Source organism: Paucisalibacillus globulus (assembly GCF_900184735.1).
Lineage (GTDB): Bacteria > Bacillota > Bacilli > Bacillales > Amphibacillaceae > Ornithinibacillus > Ornithinibacillus globulus_B.
This window is the reverse complement of record NZ_LT855392.1, coordinates 95,716-112,670: the sequence shown is the minus strand read 5'-3', so window position 1 is coordinate 112,670 and position 16,955 is coordinate 95,716. Positions and strand designations below refer to the sequence as shown.

Sequence of the window (16,955 nt, the reverse complement as noted above, 5' to 3'; positions counted from 1 at the left end):
TATAAAATTGGAACAAAAAATGAGGTGTTACGATGCAGTTAACGATTCATGCAAAGGGCAGTAACGCGGAAGTAATCTCCTATTTACTTTCTAAAAACCCTAATAATTTATATGAAAGAAGCACGAATGGCCATTTAGTTAGAATGTTTTACAGTAAGTTTCTTAGAAATGAAGTAGAAGCGACATTCTTTGTAACACCTGACCCAATCAACTTATCAAGAAAAAGTTCGGAAAACTATGACATTACTTCTTACATAAATGATAGAGAGTTTGTTGTTAGCAGTATCTTTTGCTCTTTCTTAAGGTCTGCTCTTGGTACTGCTCTAAACGGAAAACCTAAAGAAGAATTTGCATCATGGGTGAATCATGATTTCGAATTTCGTTTTGGTTTTGGTCCATTGGCGTCGGATTTGTCAGATAAACAGATTATAAGTTTGTTTGAACCTCTAGGATTCGAAGTGGATATTACGTATGGGAAAGTAGATTACCAAGTTGATATAAAAAGTAAAAGTACTGCTAGATATATTACCTTAAACGGACTAACCACTTTACAGAACGGATTAAGGCAACTTTTTGTACTAATTCCTGTATTAGATAATTATAAGCACTACTACATTGACGAAAAAGAGATAGAAAAGATAGACAGATATGGTGAAGGGTGGCTAGACACTCATCCACAAAGGGAGTTTATCTTAAGACGTGCACTTCGTTTTAAAGAGTTAATAGATACAGTAGAAATAGATGCTAAAAATGAACCTGTTGGAAAAGAAGTGGCGGAGAGAAAGGTACGGTTGAATGATCTTAGGTATGAGAAAATAATTGAACACATCCAAAACCTATCTAATAAAGAGAGTATTGTAGATTTTGGCTCTGGAGAAGGAAAACTTTCCGTGCGTTTAGGATTTTTGAATGGAGTAAAAGAGATATTGGCTGTGGAGCCATCAGAGGTTGCTACTCTGAAAGCTTTAAAACGCTTTGAAGAAGTAAGGGATAAAGAGAACTTTCTCCCGCCAACTACTGTAATGGGATCTCTCTTTTACTATGATGATAGATTGCGTTCCAAAGATGTGATGGTGTTATGTGAAGTGATTGAACATATTGATGAATATCGTTTACCTCGCATTATGGATAATATGTTAAAGAATTATAGGCCAAAGACGTTAATCATTACAACACCGAATCAGGAATATAACTGTGTTTATGATATGGGCAAAGAATATAGGCATACCGATCATCGATTTGAATGGACAAGAGTTGAATTTCAGGATTGGTGTAAGATAGTGAACCCTGGTAATTATGAGTTAACATTCGATGGTATTGGGGAAGAACACCCGTTATATGGACATCCAACCCAAATGGTTGTGTTCACACGAAAGGAGAGTCATTGATGGAGATCAGATTGCCATATTCCGGAATTGTATTACTAGTAGGACCTTCAAATAGTGGTAAATCTACGTTCCTACAGAGTTTAATAAATAACAAGCAGATTCTTCCTTCCGAGGTTATTAGTTCAGATGATTTCCGGGTACTTGTAAGTGATATAGAATTTGTGGATTGGAAAAACCGCCCCAAGGATGAGGCAGATGGAATCTTCGATCAGTACCAATCTATTTCGAAAGAAGCCTTTTCCTTGATGGACTCTCTGATTGAGAAGAGGTGTCGGTTAAACAAATTGACTTTTGTCGATGCAACCCACTTACACAGTGATGATCGTAAACGATATATTGAGATAGCGAGAAGATTGCATGTTCCAATTACGGCTCTTGTATTAGATATTGATCAGAATACGCTACTTGCTAGAGATGAAATGCGGGATAATCCTCGTGGGAAACGAAGGATTAAACAACAATATCAAACATTTAAAAGAGAGAAGCGGTTTATCAAAAAAGAAGGTTATCTCGCTACTTACTTTCTCTCTGGCATGGAAGACATTACATTGGTCAGAAAAATTACTAATCCTATTGAAATAGATGTAGATAAAGGTATAGATATTATCGGTGATATACATGGCTGCTACGATGAAATGATTCAACTTTTACAAAAACTAGGCTATGAGAAAAATAGTGAGGAATATTATGTTCATCCTGAGGGTAGAAGGTTTTTATCACTCGGAGATATTATGAGTCGAGGGCCAAAATCACTGGCTACGATGGAATTCTTCTTGAAACATGTAAATGCGGGGTTCGCTTACATGATTGATAGTAATCATGGTTGGAAAATTGCTAGATGGTTAGATGGTAGAAATGTCAACTTGAATCATGGTGATGAACTTGTTGAAGAGGAATTCGAGTATTACTTGGAACAATATGGTGAAGAACGGACAATGGAATTAAAACAACAATTAAAACAATTACTTCTAAAGGCTCCATCTCACTATATTCTAACCAAGAACTCAGTTCCTACAGCGGTATGTGCCCATGCAGGAATAAGGGATGAATTTATTGGGAAGCAATCTTATGAGATTAGTGATTTCTGTCGGTATGGGGATACGGATGGTTTTGATGAAAGTGGTAAGCCAATAAGAAAAGATTGGACTATACATCATAAGTCTAGCAGTTTAATAATTTGGGGTCATGTTCCAAATCTTAAGCCACTTATTATTAATAATACAATTAATATTGATCAAGGGGTTGTTTTTGGTGGGGAACTTACTGCATACCGGTATCCGGAGAAGGAATTTATCGCGGTAAAAGCATTAAGAGATTACTCAGGTGTAAGTAATAACCCATTATTAGAGTTGGAAAAGAATCGGTTGAATCCACCTAACATTGCTAAGTTTGTAAATGGGTATTCTGTTTTAACGGATACCTTGGGAGAGGTCCGTATTCCTAAAAATCAGGTTGTACCGGCAATTGATACCGTATCTCATTACACAGTTCCTTTGGAGGAGCTTGTTTATATTCCGCCAACCATGAGTCCAACACCAAACCCATCTGTTTTAGAAGATTATCTCGAGCATCCTAAAGAGGCAATAGATTATATTCGTAGCATGGGCATTGAACGTATGGTGGCAGAAAAGAAGCATATGGGTAGTAGGGGTGTACTCTTACTATTTAGAGATAAAAAAGCAGGAATGAAATATATTGGAAGAGAAACATTGGGTGTCATTTATACGAGAACAGGTAGAAGATTTTTTAAGGAAGAAATAGAAGAGGAAGTTCTACTTAGAATTAATGAAGGCCTGTGCTCAAATGATTATTTTACCAAGTATGATACCGAGTATGTATTATTGGATGCCGAGATTATGCCTTGGAATTTAAAAGCGAAAGAACTAATAAGTAACCAATATGCACATGTAGCAGAGAATGCTATCTTAGACAGAACATTATTAACTGATAAGTTGAAAGAGGCTGCAAGGCTAAATCCTGATGTAGGAAATTGGCTACATGAATATGAAGGCAAACTAGATAATGCACGAGTCTTTCATGAGGTCTTTCAGAAATATTGCTGGGATGTTGAAGGGGTAGATCGGATTCAAATCGCACCTTTCCATGTGTTAGCTCATAGTAAGGAAACCTTTTTCCATAAAGCCCATACATGGCATATGGAGATGAATGTGGAGTTTGCCAAGATGGTTGATATTTTTGTAGAAACAGAGTATCGACTGATAGATGATCAATCAAGTGAGGAAGAAGTTATTAGGTGGTGGGAAACAATCACGAAGGATGGTCATGAAGGTATTGTGATAAAACCTGAGTTCTTTATATCAAAACATAAAGGAAAGATAATCCAACCTGCTATTAAAGTAAGAGGAAGAAAGTATTTAAACATCATTTATGGGATGGATTATCTAAGGCCTGAGAACCTAACAAGATTGAAGGAGAGAAACACTTCAAAGAAACAAAAATTGGCACTTAAAGAATTTGCGCTTGGAGTAGAAGGTATTGAGCGGTTTGTTCATGGTGAATCAATAGAAAGAATCCATGAATGTGTTCTAGGTACACTTGCCATGGAATCAGATCCGGTCGATCCGAGGCTTTAATGCTAAGAATTTGGGCTGGTACAATGCAACAATACATTGCATTATGTAAATAAAAATGAAAGGGGTAAAATAGATAAGGTAAAGAGGTAAAAGTCATTAATCAAACGTTTGTTTGAAACGGAAAAGGAGCGTACACATCATGAGTTCAGTTAATTGGCTAGAAGAGGTATTAAAAAGAAAAGATGATTTCATTAATGATTTACAAGGTCTATTAAGAATTAAAAGTGTACTAGATGAAGAAAATGCGAAAGAGGATGCCCCACTTGGACAAGGAATAAAAGATGCACTTCAATATATGCTTGACTTAGGTGAAAAGGACGGTTTTACAAGTAAAAACGTTGGAAATCTTGCAGGACATGTTGAAATGGGAGAAGGTAATGAGTTAGTTGGTATTCTTGGTCATGTAGATGTTGTACCTGAGGGAGACGGCTGGAGCGTTGAACCATATGGTGGCGAAGTAAAAGACGGGAAAATATATGCTCGTGGTTCTAGTGACGACAAAGGACCAACGATAGCAGCTTATTACGGTATGAAGATTGTGAAAGAACTAGGTTTACCTCTTAGCAAGCGAGTACGTCTCATTATTGGTACTGATGAGGAAAGTGACTGGCGTTGTGTTGAACATTATTTTGAACATGAGGAGATGCCAACTACAGGTTTCGTTCCGGATGCAGATTTTCCTATCATTTTTGCAGAAAAAGGAATTTCCGATTATGACTTGGTCCAGCCTCCTTCAGAAGGACAAGCAAAAGCGAAATATGAACTGGTGTCATTCCAATCCGGACGTCGCTATAACATGGTACCTGATTATGCAGAGGTTCATCTTAAAGTGGAGGAAGCAGATACTGCAGAAATTCAGAAATACTTAGCATATCTAAGTGAAATGAAATTAGAAGGTGATGCCAATTTTATAGATAGTGAACTAGTATTAACATTAGCTGGAAAAAGTGCTCATGGCGCTGAACCACGAAATGGGAAAAACGCTGGAACCTTCATGGCAGAATACTTAAAAACATTGGAATTAGATGATGCTGGTGGAAAATATGTGAATACAGTATCGGAATTGCATGAGAAGTCTCGTGGGGAAGTATTTGGAATTGAATATGCGGATGAAGAATCAGGAGAATTAACTATAAATGTCGGTGTGATGAGTTTTAGTAAGGAAGATGGTGGCCGTATTGGACTTAATATGCGTTATCCTGTTACATTTGGTATAGAAGAAGGAAAGAAGAAGATTGAAGCAGTATTAGATGAAAAAGGGCTTCAATTGGAAAACTTTACGGATTCTAAGCCTACATATGTAAAAAAGGACGATCCGCTGATTAAGACACTACAAAAGGTGTATGAAGAACAAACTGGTGAAAAAGCAGATCTTCTTGCAATCGGGGGCGGAACATATTCACGTGCCTTGGACAAAGGGGTTGCATTCGGAGCGATGTTCCCAGGTCGTGAAGATGTTATGCATCAGAAGGATGAATATGCAATCGTCGAAGACCTATTTAAAGCTTCAGCAATTTATGCACAAGCTATTTATGAATTAGCCAAGTAATAAAGCTGGAGTGACATGTCGGCAAATTATGACAATATTCGGGGAGTGACAGGCACCGAAAAAAAGGGAGAGGGTAAGATGAGATACGTTGATACTTGGGATTTGGATACTATATTTCCTGGGGGAACTAAGTCTGAGGAATTGCAGGTTAAATTGAAGTCGGTTCAGGAAGATATTGAGGTATATGGTAAGTTATTAAAGGATTGGGATACTAGTTCTGTTGATGCTTTTAAAGCTATTTTGCAGAGCCAGGAAAAGATTGGCAAGGGTCTTGGCCAGTCCAGAACTTTTGTCCAAATGTGGCATGATGCTTATACAAATGATGAGAATGCGAGTGTAGTAATGGGTCAGATTATGAACTTATATAGTGAAGTTCAGAAACTGTCCAATACATTTACTAAGAGATTAGTTGCAATCTCAGATGAAGATTGGAACTCACTATTAGAAGACAAGGATCTACAGGAAGTTTCCTTCTCATTAAATGAAATCCGTAATGATGGTAAGCGTTTATTATCAGAAGAAGAAGAGAAGCTCATTGCCGAGTTAAATAAAGACGGATTATCAGCTTGGAGCAGTCTTTATGATACGACTGTTTCCATTATGACTATCCCATTTACAGATAAAGAAGGCAAAACGACGGAACTTTCTGTTGGGCAAGCAATGAACAGAATGTACGCAGACCCAGATCCTGAAGTTCGTAAACAACTTTTTGAAAACTGGGAAGCAGCTTGGACGAAGTTTGGTCCTATCTTTGCTGATACGATTAATCATCTAGATGGTTATCGAATTACTCTTCAAAAGAGTCACGATTATAAGAATCATTTGGAAGAGCCTTTGGAATATAATCGTATGTCTGAGGAGACACTCCATGCGATGTGGTCTGCGGTATCAAATAATAAACAACCTTTCCTAGATTTCTTAGGCCAGAAGGCAAAATTATTAGGTATGGAAAAATTGGGTTGGCAAGATGTGGATGCACCTATAGCAATCGGCAATACAAAACCAACTCGTTTCACTTATGATGAAGCTTGTGATTTTGTTATTGAAAACTTTGCATCATTTGGTGATAAACTTGCAGGATTTTCTAAACATGCATTGGAAAATCGTTGGGTAGAAGCTGAAGATAGACCAAATAAACGCCCAGGTGGGTATTGCACTGGTCTACCGGAGTTCGGTGAATCAAGAATCTTTATGACTTTCACAGGTTCACCATCTGACACAAGTACATTAGCACATGAGCTAGGTCATGCTTTCCATAGCCATGTCATGAAGGACTTACCAACATTGAACCGTCGCTATGCGATGAATGTTGCAGAAACTGCTTCAACTTTTGCAGAAACGATCATTGGCAATGCCACTGTTGCGAATGCAAAAACAAATGAAGAAAAGATTGCATTATTAAACTCTAAATTAGAAAATGCAACAGCTATGTTTATGAATATACATGCTCGATTCTTATTTGAAGATGCCTTCTATAAGGAACGTGCTAAAGGAATAGTATCTGAGAAAAGATTAAATGAATTAATGGTTGAAGCACAAAAAGAAGCTTATGTGGATAGCTTAGCTAGTTACCACCCACACTTCTGGTGTAGCAAGTTACACTTCTTTATTGATAGTGTGCCATTCTATAACTTCCCGTACACGTTTGGCTTCTTATTTAGCTTAGGAATTTATGCAGAGTATCTGAAGAATCCTGAGGGCTTTGAGGATAAGTATATTTCGTTATTACAAGATACAGGTTCCATGAAAGTGGAAGACCTTGCAGAGAAACATCTTGGAGTAGATATCAAAAAAGAAGATTTCTGGGCAGCTGGAATTCAATTAATGGTAAAAGATACAGAAGAGTTTATTCGATTAACAAATGAATTTGTTCAATAAATTATTGGGGTGCTTATCCATATGGATAAGCACTTTTTTATAGAATAAAAACCATATGCTCTAACTCATGGTCTATTACTCCACAATCAAGCTTATAATTCTAGTACAAGCTTGTATTCGAGGGGGAACGTTTAATGGCAACAATCATAACCATCATCATAACATTTATTGCTACTGGTATTGATGAGATGCTTGTATTAATTCTCTTATTTGCCCATGCAAAGAACCAAAAGCAAATACGGCAAGTATATATTGGTCAACAGATTGGTATGACCTTCATTCTCCTGTTAGTGATTATCGTAGCTTCTGGTATAATTTCATTTGCTGGAAAATGGACAGGCTTACTTGGACTACTTCCAATCCTTATAGGGATTATGGAACTCGTGGAAGATGATGATGATGATGATGATGATGAAAGTGCTGGAATTCTGAATAAAATATCGATGTTCAGCAACCTTTCCATAAGGGTAGCGATTATAGCTATTGTAGGTGGTGCAGAGGAACTGGCAATTTATGTTCCCTATTTTTCTTCGCTAACTTGGGATGAAGTCACCCTTGCAATCATAACTTTTATCATCATGGTTCCTATCTGGTGCGCAATTTGCCATATGGTAGGGTCTAGGAAAAATATCTATCAATTTGTAAAACGATTTCAACGGTTTATTATTCCACTTGTTTTCATTGGGATTGGAATAAAGGTGTTGCTAGAAAGTGATACGATTGAAGCGATTTTGGATTTGTTTATCTAGTCGAGCCTTATTCTATAATCGAAGGGTAATAAAATGATATAATTATACTAGTAAAGGTACTATTATTTGTTGCTTAAGTTGTGATTGTTGTAGGAATACTATGTGGTATACAGGAATGTATTTATTATAACTTTTTGTGAATCTGAACGGATGTCATGAGTCATACTAGTAACAATGTAAATGAAGTAATGAAGGAGTAATGTCATGACAGAACAAGTTAAAGCTAATGAAGGCGATATGATTGAAATTAAGACTGGAGATCATAAAGGTAAAAAAGGTAAAGTTCTGATAGTCAGAGATAATTCTGTGATAGTAGAAATCGGTCATAATAAGGTACGCGACGAACCAATAAAGACTGTGATTAACCATAAGAATTATAATTTAGTATAGTTCGGAATGAAAAGCCCACCTCATGAAGTGGGCTTTTTATGTTGAGAAAGTGAAAACGTTAGGATTAAAATACCAAAATATGTTCCCTTTTGGGATAATCATGCTCTCTTAAATCGTAAATATGCTCCAATAGTTTAAAAGCTTGTACTCTTAAAGACGACCTTCTACCGTAAATATCCAAGCATATGCCCAAGATTAAAAACTCTGTCCCCTTTACCCTATCCGCTTTTTACAATCCTCGCTCCAAACAATACTCATCCACTAGTTCCTCAATCTTATCAACAAGTGGATATTTTCCTGAAAACGTAAAGGTAATCTCCTCCAGAAATTCACCATCTCGATATACATGAATTGCCCCATTCTGTTCAATCACACTAAATTCCGGTTCAAATCGATAACCACTACGTTCTATTGCACCCATTTTGACCATTCTCCTCTACAAGTTATATGACTTAGTATTTCTCATACTTGTCTTGTTCAATTCACATGGATAAAATTGCCTTCTGAATCATATCTTTGAATGAGGAGGTAGATTCAATGGCAGATAAGCGGAAAAATGATCCTAAAGATGAGCAACTGGAGATTTTTCGTGTGAACGATAAGGATAAGTTTATGACGACGAACCAAGGGTTGAAGGTTTCTGAGGATGAGCTTTCCTTAACAGCTGGAGTCCGTGGTCCAACCATCATGGAGGATTTTCATTTCCGGGAAAAAATGACGCATTTTGATCATGAGAGAATTCCGGAGAGGGTAGTACATGCTAGAGGGTTCGCAGCACATGGTGAATTTCAATTATATGAAAACATGGAACGGTATACGAAGGCAAAGATTTTCACGGATACTTCCAAAAAAACACCAGTATTTGTTCGATTCTCTACTGTAAATGGTGCAAGGGGCTCTGCAGATACGGCAAGGGATGCCCGTGGATTTGCAACTAAGTTCTACACAGACGAAGGTAATTATGACCTCGTTGCGAATAACATACCAGTCTTTTTTATACAGGATGGCATTAAATTCCCAGATGTTGTCCATTCCTTTAAACCTGAACCACACAATGATATTCCTCAAGCGTCCACCGCACATGATAATTTTTGGGATTTTGTTGCTAATAATCCGGAAAATGCACATATGGTCATGTGGATTATGTCTGACCGTGCCATACCAAGAAGCTTTCGAATGATGGAGGGCTTTGGTGTGAATAGTTTTCGCTTTGTAAATGCTAATGGGGAGGCATTCTTTGTAAAATTTCACTGGAAGCCAAAACTAGGTGCACATTCACTCGTTTGGGAGGAAGCACAAAAGTTGATGGGAGTTGATCCAGATTTTCATCGCAATGATTTATGGGAGGCGATTGAAAGAGGGGATTACCCGGAATATGAATTAGGTGTCCAAATTGTTAGACAAGAAGATGAATTTAAATTTGATTTTGACCTATTGGATGCAACGAAGCTAATACCAGAGGAAGAAGTTCCAGTGAAGATCATTGGGAAGATGACGTTAACTAGAAATGTTGATAACTTCTTTGCTGAAACGGAACAGGTGGCATTTCACCCTGCAAATGTTGTACCAGGTATAGATTTTACAAATGATCCATTATTACAAGCGAGGCTGTTTTCTTATGTTGATACACAATTAATACGTTTAGGCGGTCCTAATTTTCATGAAATACCGATAAATCGCCCGATATGTCCATTTCACAATAATCAGCGTGATGGTTACCATAGACAAACAATCAATGTTGGTAGAGTAAACTATCATCGAAATTCCTTGGCTGGAAACACACCTACTCCGGCACCACCTGAGGAAGGTGGTTATAAACATTATGAAGAAAAGGTAGATGGCCGGAAAGTTCGTGCAAGAAGTAAGAGCTTTACCGATTTCTTTTCCCAGGCTACATTATTTTGGAATAGTATGAGTGAACCAGAGAAAAAACATATCATTGATGCTTTTAGCTTTGAACTCGGTAAGGTTAAAAACAAATCAGTTCGACAACAAAACGTGGATTTATTTGCTAATGTAGACCTTGAGTTAGCACAAACAGTAGCACGAAATGTTGGGGTTACACCACCAAATAGTGGGGGATCCAGCGTTACAAAGTCGTCGCCAGCCCTTAGTCAATTAAATACGCCGATGTCAGCTAAAACAAGAAAAGTTGCAGTGATACTATCAAATGGTTTTAATGGTCCTTTAGTAAATTCGGTACTGGAGTTTTGGAAAGCGGAAGGATTAGTGCTAGACATAATCAGTGAAGATCAAGGAATGGTAATGGGAACGAATGGTGTAAACCTGGAAGCAACACAAAATGTTTATACTGCTGATTCAGTATTATATGATGCTGTTTATATGGTCCGTGGAAGCAGTAGCGATATGAGGTATAATCAGAAGGTTGCACATTTCCTAGATGAGGCTTTTCGTCATAAAAAGACGATTGGGGCTACTGGTGAGGGAGTGCAATGGTTACAGGTAAATAAGTTTACTAACCAACCAGGTGTTATTTCAGATGGTGGCGATTTTGCAAAACGATTTGTGGAAGCGGTGGCAATGCATCGTCATTGGAATAGATTATAGAGAGAATGAAACTGTGAAAATATAATAGAAGTAAAAAATACGTTTGGCTATCAAGCTTTACCAATAGCTAAGCGTATTTTTATTTTTTTGTTTCCATAAGTATTTGTTATACATATTGATTTGAATATAGTATTTTTACTTATACGTTAAGGGGATTATACTTAATACAGGGGGTGGGAAAATGGAGTATTTGATTATCTTTTTTACCGGTATTGTTTCCACTACATTAGGTACAATTGCTGGTGGTGGGGGACTGATTAGTTTACCAATGATGCTATTATTAGGTATCCCTATTCATTCCAGCATTGGTGCGAATAAAGTCTCCAACACGGTTAGTGCTTTTTCTAGCTTTTTTCATTTGTTTAGGCAAAAGAAAATTGCAATGAAGGAGTGCTATTGGATAATTCCAATTAGTGTATTAGGTGGGATTAGTGGTGGTTGGGTTGCTAGCTTAATTTCTGCTGAACACCTATATATTATCGCTATTATTCTTTTGGTTTTTGCTTTCATTACCTCCATGGTTGGGAAGCGGAATTTTACTGGAGGAAATATCCTGAAGCCAACTAGGTTAAGTGTTCCCGGACTTTATGGTATTGGAATTTATGATGGCATATTCGGACCGGGACAGGGGACTTTGATGCTTTATCTATTCGCATATTTAAAAGTAGATTATATACGAGCAGTTGGCTATGCAAGGCTAGCTACTTTTTCGAGTTGTATCGGTGCTGCCGTAATGTACATTTCTTCAGGAGTAATTATTTGGGGAGTAACATTATCATTACTATGTGGTTCAGTTATAGGTGCGCAAATAGGGGTGCGTCTGGCAGAAAGGTTAAAACCCGCATATGTAAAGCCAATATTAAGGATTGTTACCATTGCGATTATTTTGCAAGTGTTTGTGGAGAATGTTTTGTAAAGCCAGCTCAGGAATGAACTGGCTCTAAGAAGTTAAACTATTGAATTTTCATAAACTACTTGTCCATCTACCATAGTAAAAATAACTTTAGCAGTCTTAATCTCTTCAGGGGGAACATTGAACAGATCACGGTCTAAAACAATCAAATCAGCGAGCTTGCCAACCTCTAATGTTCCTAGTTCTTGTTCTCGGAATGCTCCATAAGCTGATCCAAGAGTATAAGCTCTTAAGGCATTTGCTAGTGTTACCTTTTCAGCACCATTCCAACAAACATCAGCATCATCAAGTCGAGTTACGGCACGATAAATAGCTGATAATGGATTAAGTCCAACAACCGGATAATCACTGCCATAAACTAATGTAGCACCAGCATCCTGTAATGTTTTCTGGAGCATATATAGTTTCATCCGTTCCTCACCAATTAAATCTTGGAAGACTTCATAGGAGGAGCCATTTATATGTTCTGGTTGGATAGAAGCTAATACTCCTAATTCCCCAAACCTCGGAATATCATCTTGTTGAATCATTTCGATATGTTCAATCGCATGTCTACTGTCTCGTGTCCCATTTTGTTGTTGTGCTTCTTCAAAAGTATCTAATGCTAATTTTACTGCTTTATCGCCAACGCAATGGAAACGAACACAAAAATTCTCCATGTCTGCTTCAATTGTCCATTTTTTAATCAAGTCCTCTGGAAAAACAGTTCCACCTGACGTTTCTGGTCTATTAGTATATGGCTCATCTAAGTATGCAGTATAGCTAGTGATTACACCATCAATGAATTGCTTAAAACCAGTAAACTGCACCATATCGGTATGATGTTCGTCTCGAAGCCTTTTTGCCTCGGATATATCGCCATTCAAAGGAGCTACAAAATGGATCCGGGCAGTTAGTTTTCCCTTTTTCTCAAAGTCTGCATAAATAGTAGCTTCTTCTGTGCTCATTTCGGGTAGCCTAAGCAGATCATGAACGGCAGTTACACCATATTGTGCAGCTTCTTGTAAAAACTGTTCTAACAGCTGTTCTTTACGATTTAGATCCATGGGCATGGCTTTCGTGACTAATCCGACAGCATGTTCTAATAATAGCCCTGTTGGCTCGCCGTTCTCGTTTTTAACTACCTCTCCAAATTCAGGATTAGGCGTTTGGTTGTTAATCCCTGCCACCTCTAGCATGATAGAGTTTACCCAAACACTATGGAATTCCGCTTGATATAGTATAACTGGACGGTCAGACACAGCTTCATCTAAATAGCGCTTGTCTACTACCTTGCTATCTACCCAGGCATTGTTATCCCAACCACTACCAATGATGATGGGAAGGTCAGGATTTTCGAGTGCAAATTGTTTCACTAAATTGGCTGCTTCCATTGCAGATGTAGCATCTTGTAGCTGAACACTATTGGTCAGCATGCTGCCTAGTAATAGGTGAATATGGAAGTCATGAAATCCAGGCATGATTAGATTGTTGCCAAAATCAAGTAACTGGGTGTCTTCTGAGATATAATCGTTTATCTTTGCTTTATCTATGATGTTTGTTATTTTGTTTTCTTTTATTAAAATAGCAGCTGATATTGGGTGGTCATCGGTTCCTGTAAAGACATTATTTCCAATTATTATCATATCAGGTGATACGGGCATGGAATCATTCTCCTTTAGATAAGTATCATGGTAATGACCTAATTTTATATTATATGTTAGTTTTATGTACACATAAAAAATATAATCAGGATAAAAAAACAAACCAATAGGATTATTCCTTTTGGTTTGTTTGGCTTTTAATTTACCGTTGTCTTTAGAGATTCTTTAACCATATCAACAAATAACTGAAGAAATCTAGTATCACCAGTAAGTTCGGGATGGAATGAACTTACTAAAATATGATTCTGTTTAGCGGCAACAATTTGATTGTCGTAAGTTGCTAGTATCTCTATATTTTCATTCGCTCTCTCTATATACGGTGCGCGGATAAAGACTGCCGGATATGATGTTTTTATACCTTTTACAGTAAGCTCTGCTTCAAAGCTTTCTTTCTGTCTACCAAAGGCATTGCGCTTGACGCAAATATCTATTAAACCGAGATGACTATCTTGTGATTCGGATAATTCCTTGGCGACCAATACCATACCAGCACAGGTTCCGAAGATAGGTTTATGATTGGAACTGAACTGTTTTAATGGGTCAAAGAATCCATATCGATCGATAAGCTTCCTAATTGCAGTACTCTCCCCACCAGGTAGGATCAATCCGTCTACTTCCTCTAGTTGCTCTGGATTTTTAATTATAACTCCAAAACAGCCTAGCATCTCAATTTGATTAATATGTTCTTGAATGGCTCCTTGTAGTCCGAGAACACCAATCTTAATCTTCTTCACATACTCACAGCCTTTCTGGAAAAAGTCAACTAGTGACCAGTATCCATTTGTTCGACAAATTTCGGGGAGTGACAGGCACCTTTCTCCTACCAGCCGCGTTCTTGCATTCTTTCTTCTTGATTTAGTTTGGATATTTCGATGCCTTTCATTGGTGTGCCGAGTTCTTTGGATAGTTTTCCGATTAGTTCGTAGTCGTTGTAGTATGTAGTTGCTTGAACAATGGCACTTGCGAATTTTTCTGGGCTTTCGGATTTGAAAATACCTGAGCCAACGAAGACCCCATCCGCGCCTAACTCCATCATTAGTGCGGCATCTGCCGGTGTTGCAACACCGCCTGCAGCGAAGTTTACTACTGGTAATTTTCCGGCCGCTTTAATTTGCTTTAAGATTTCATATGGTGCACCTAAATTTTTAGCTTCTGTCATTAATTCATCATCGCTCATCAAGGTAACTTTACGCACTTGTGCTTGAACTTTGCGCATATGTCGTACTGCCTCTACAATGTTTCCTGTTCCAGGTTCCCCTTTTGTACGAAGCATAGAGGCACCTTCACCAATACGTCTAGCTGCCTCACCTAAATCACGACAACCACAAACAAATGGTACGGTAAAATCACTCTTTAGAAGGTGAAATTCCTCATCGGCAGGTGTTAATACTTCACTTTCATCAATATAATCTACACCCATTGCTTCCAGCACACGTGCCTCTACAATATGTCCGATACGGGCTTTTGCCATTACTGGAATAGTTACAGCGTTCATTACTTCTTCGACTATACGGGGATCTGCCATTCTAGCAACTCCACCAGCTGCACGAATATCAGAAGGTACTCGTTCCAATGCCATTACAGCAACAGCGCCACTTGCTTCAGCTATCCTTGCTTGCTCTGCATTGACAACGTCCATAATAACGCCACCTTTTTGCATTTGAGCCATACCTCTTTTTACAATCTCAGTTCCTAGTTGTCTTTCCAATTCAAACACTCCAGTCAATTCATTTAGTTGATTAAATTTAAAATTTTATCTTATTATAGTAGGTAGTTGGCATTGTTAAAAGTGTCAGATTAATAGATTTTAATGATGCCAGTGAAGGAGATTAGTAAAAATGGAAATGTTATCGTGTGATTTGAACCGTGAAAACGAGATACCACTTTATGAACAGTTGTATGGGTTTATAAAAACGGAAATTTTGGAAGGGAGAATCCCATATGGGACAAAGTTACCGTCGAAGCGGAAGCTCGCTGAATTTCTAAAAGTTAGTCAAAATACAGTGGAAACAACCTATGAGCAACTAGTGGCGGAAGGGTATGTGGAGGGAATAGCGAGGAAGGGTTTTTTCGTTTTGACCTACGAAGATTTGGAGTATGTCCAAACGGCTAATAGAGAGCAAAAAACTCCCAAGGAAGAGGAACAAGAAATTCGCTATGATTTCCATCCAAGTAAGATCGATACAGAGAACTTTCCCTTTGCAAAATGGAGAAAGTACACCAAAAACATAATGAACCAAGAGCATCAATCCCTGCTTTTAATGGGAGATAGGCAAGGGGAATATGTACTAAGAGAGGAGATTGCAAACTATCTCTATCAAGCTAGAGGGGTTCATTGCTCACCAGACGATATTATTCTAGGTGCTGGGGTGGAGACATTACTACAGCAATTGATTTTATTATTAGGGCCTAAGGTGGCTTACGGTGTTGAGGACCCTGGCTATCATGTAATATCTAGTATTCTTAAAAACTATCCCAATGAAGTATGTTCACTTAAAGTTGATGAAAGTGGGGTACAAGTAGATTCTCTTGAGCACTTAAAGATAGATGTTCTATATGTAACACCGTCCCACCATTTTCCATATGGTTCTGTGCTTTCGGCAAATAGAAGAATAAAATTGTTGAACTGGGCAGCTGATCGGAGTAATCGCTTTGTTATTGAAGACGATTATGACAGTGAATTTCGTTATAGCGGAAAATCGATTCCGTCCTTACAAAGTATGGACCAAGCTGGAAAAGTGATTTACTTAGGGACTTTTTCCAAATCATTGATTCCATCGATTCGGATCAGTTATATGGTACTTCCAAAAGGACTAATGGAGCGCTATCAAAAGGAATTATCATTCTTTCAATGCACCGTATCTAGAATTGATCAGCATATATTAGCACAGTTTATGAAACAAGGAGATTTTGAAAAACACCTCAACCGGATGCGGAAAGTCTATCGGAGGAAAATGGAGACTACCGTAGAATTACTTAAAACATATGATAATAAAATAAAAGTAGCAGGAGATATATCAGGTTTTCATGTTGTATTAGAAGTAAATAACGGTATGGATGAAGAGGAATTAGTTAAAAGGGCCAAACAAGAAGGAATCAAAATATACCCACTATCCACCTACACAATGGACAAACAAAACAACACCCAACCAAACATCATCCTAGGATTCGCAGGAATACCAGAAACAAAACTCGAAGAAGCAATAACATCACTACTAAAAAGCTGGAATATCATGGTGCCTGTCACTCCCCGAAATTTGTCGAAGGAGTGACAGGTTTTTCT

The 16,955-nt window shown here is 37.9% G+C and carries 13 protein-coding genes; 9 read left to right on the top strand and 4 right to left on the bottom strand.

Annotation, left to right across the window (positions count from 1 at the left end):
* The first annotated feature begins 32 nt into the window (after nt 1–32).
* From BN999_RS11520 to BN999_RS11495, 6 genes are all read left to right on the top strand, one after another.
* Entirely contained in the window at nt 33–1,388 is a 1,356-nt protein-coding gene (locus BN999_RS11520) for a methyltransferase domain-containing protein (RefSeq protein WP_096271510.1), read from the top strand.
* The gene (locus BN999_RS11515; protein ID WP_096271509.1) at nt 1,388–3,982 is read left to right on the top strand and encodes a polynucleotide kinase-phosphatase; all 2,595 of its coding nucleotides are present in this window, start codon (nt 1,388–1,390) and stop codon (nt 3,980–3,982) included. The genes BN999_RS11520 and BN999_RS11515 overlap by 1 nt, the downstream gene beginning before the upstream one ends.
* Before the next feature lie 139 nt (nt 3,983–4,121).
* Nucleotides 4,122–5,531 (top strand): dipeptidase PepV, encoded by a 1,410-nt coding sequence (gene pepV / locus BN999_RS11510; RefSeq protein ID WP_096271508.1) that lies wholly within the window; start codon nt 4,122–4,124, stop codon nt 5,529–5,531.
* 78 nt (nt 5,532–5,609) lie between these two features.
* Nucleotides 5,610–7,409, top strand: a complete 1,800-nt coding sequence (locus BN999_RS11505) for a M3 family oligoendopeptidase (protein ID WP_096271507.1) — start codon at nt 5,610–5,612, stop codon at nt 7,407–7,409.
* 134 nt (nt 7,410–7,543) lie between these two features.
* The gene (locus BN999_RS11500) at nt 7,544–8,158 is read left to right on the top strand and encodes a cadmium resistance transporter (protein WP_096271506.1); all 615 of its coding nucleotides are present in this window, start codon (nt 7,544–7,546) and stop codon (nt 8,156–8,158) included.
* Nucleotides 8,159–8,362: 204 nt separating this feature from the next.
* The gene (locus BN999_RS11495) at nt 8,363–8,548 is read left to right on the top strand and encodes a DUF2187 family protein (protein WP_096271505.1); all 186 of its coding nucleotides are present in this window, start codon (nt 8,363–8,365) and stop codon (nt 8,546–8,548) included.
* 229 nt (nt 8,549–8,777) lie between these two features.
* Here BN999_RS11495 and BN999_RS11490 read toward each other — a convergent pair whose 3' ends face one another.
* Nucleotides 8,778–8,969: a YbxH family protein gene (locus BN999_RS11490; protein WP_096271504.1), complete on the bottom strand. Its 192-nt coding sequence runs from the start codon at nt 8,967–8,969 to the stop codon at nt 8,778–8,780.
* A 116-nt stretch (nt 8,970–9,085) separates the two neighbouring features.
* Between BN999_RS11490 and BN999_RS11485 the strand changes: the two genes are divergently transcribed.
* A complete protein-coding gene (locus tag BN999_RS11485) occupies nt 9,086–11,116 on the top strand; it encodes a catalase (protein WP_096271503.1) in 2,031 nt (676 codons plus the stop codon).
* 181 nt (nt 11,117–11,297) lie between these two features.
* Nucleotides 11,298–12,032, top strand: coding sequence for a sulfite exporter TauE/SafE family protein (locus tag BN999_RS11480; protein ID WP_096271502.1), 735 nt, complete (start codon nt 11,298–11,300; stop codon nt 12,030–12,032).
* Between the two features lie 32 nt (nt 12,033–12,064).
* Here BN999_RS11480 and BN999_RS11475 read toward each other — a convergent pair whose 3' ends face one another.
* The 3 genes from BN999_RS11475 to pdxS all read right to left on the bottom strand — a co-directional run bounded on the left by BN999_RS11475 (nt 12,065) and on the right by pdxS (nt 15,380).
* Nucleotides 12,065–13,672 (bottom strand): amidohydrolase, encoded by a 1,608-nt coding sequence (locus BN999_RS11475; protein ID WP_096271501.1) that lies wholly within the window; start codon nt 13,670–13,672, stop codon nt 12,065–12,067.
* Between the two features lie 137 nt (nt 13,673–13,809).
* The gene (pdxT, locus tag BN999_RS11470) at nt 13,810–14,397 is read right to left on the bottom strand and encodes a pyridoxal 5'-phosphate synthase glutaminase subunit PdxT (protein ID WP_096271801.1); all 588 of its coding nucleotides are present in this window, start codon (nt 14,395–14,397) and stop codon (nt 13,810–13,812) included.
* A gap of 95 nt (nt 14,398–14,492) precedes the next feature.
* Complete coding sequence (gene pdxS / locus BN999_RS11465; RefSeq protein ID WP_096271500.1) at nt 14,493–15,380, bottom strand: pyridoxal 5'-phosphate synthase lyase subunit PdxS; 888 nt, start codon at nt 15,378–15,380, stop codon at nt 14,493–14,495.
* A 130-nt stretch (nt 15,381–15,510) separates the two neighbouring features.
* Between pdxS and pdxR the strand changes: the two genes are divergently transcribed.
* On the top strand, nt 15,511–16,944 hold the full coding sequence (gene pdxR / locus BN999_RS11460) for a MocR-like pyridoxine biosynthesis transcription factor PdxR (RefSeq protein WP_096271499.1): 1,434 nt from the start codon (nt 15,511–15,513) through the stop codon (nt 16,942–16,944).
* The last annotated feature ends 11 nt before the right edge of the window (nt 16,945–16,955 follow it).

Coding starts and splice junctions, on each gene's coding strand:
- pepV (WP_096271508.1), top strand. CDS start 4,122: ATGAGTTCAGTTAATTGGCTAGAAGAGGTATTAAAAAGAAAAGATGAT.
- BN999_RS11480 (WP_096271502.1), top strand. CDS start 11,298: ATGGAGTATTTGATTATCTTTTTTACCGGTATTGTTTCCACTACATTA.
- BN999_RS11500 (WP_096271506.1), top strand. CDS start 7,544: ATGGCAACAATCATAACCATCATCATAACATTTATTGCTACTGGTATT.
- BN999_RS11475 (WP_096271501.1), bottom strand. CDS start 13,672: ATGCCCGTATCACCTGATATGATAATAATTGGAAATAATGTCTTTACA.
- BN999_RS11505 (WP_096271507.1), top strand. CDS start 5,610: ATGAGATACGTTGATACTTGGGATTTGGATACTATATTTCCTGGGGGA.
- pdxR (WP_096271499.1), top strand. CDS start 15,511: ATGGAAATGTTATCGTGTGATTTGAACCGTGAAAACGAGATACCACTT.
- BN999_RS11490 (WP_096271504.1), bottom strand. CDS start 8,969: ATGGGTGCAATAGAACGTAGTGGTTATCGATTTGAACCGGAATTTAGT.
- BN999_RS11485 (WP_096271503.1), top strand. CDS start 9,086: ATGGCAGATAAGCGGAAAAATGATCCTAAAGATGAGCAACTGGAGATT.
- BN999_RS11520 (WP_096271510.1), top strand. CDS start 33: ATGCAGTTAACGATTCATGCAAAGGGCAGTAACGCGGAAGTAATCTCC.
- BN999_RS11515 (WP_096271509.1), top strand. CDS start 1,388: ATGGAGATCAGATTGCCATATTCCGGAATTGTATTACTAGTAGGACCT.
- BN999_RS11495 (WP_096271505.1), top strand. CDS start 8,363: ATGACAGAACAAGTTAAAGCTAATGAAGGCGATATGATTGAAATTAAG.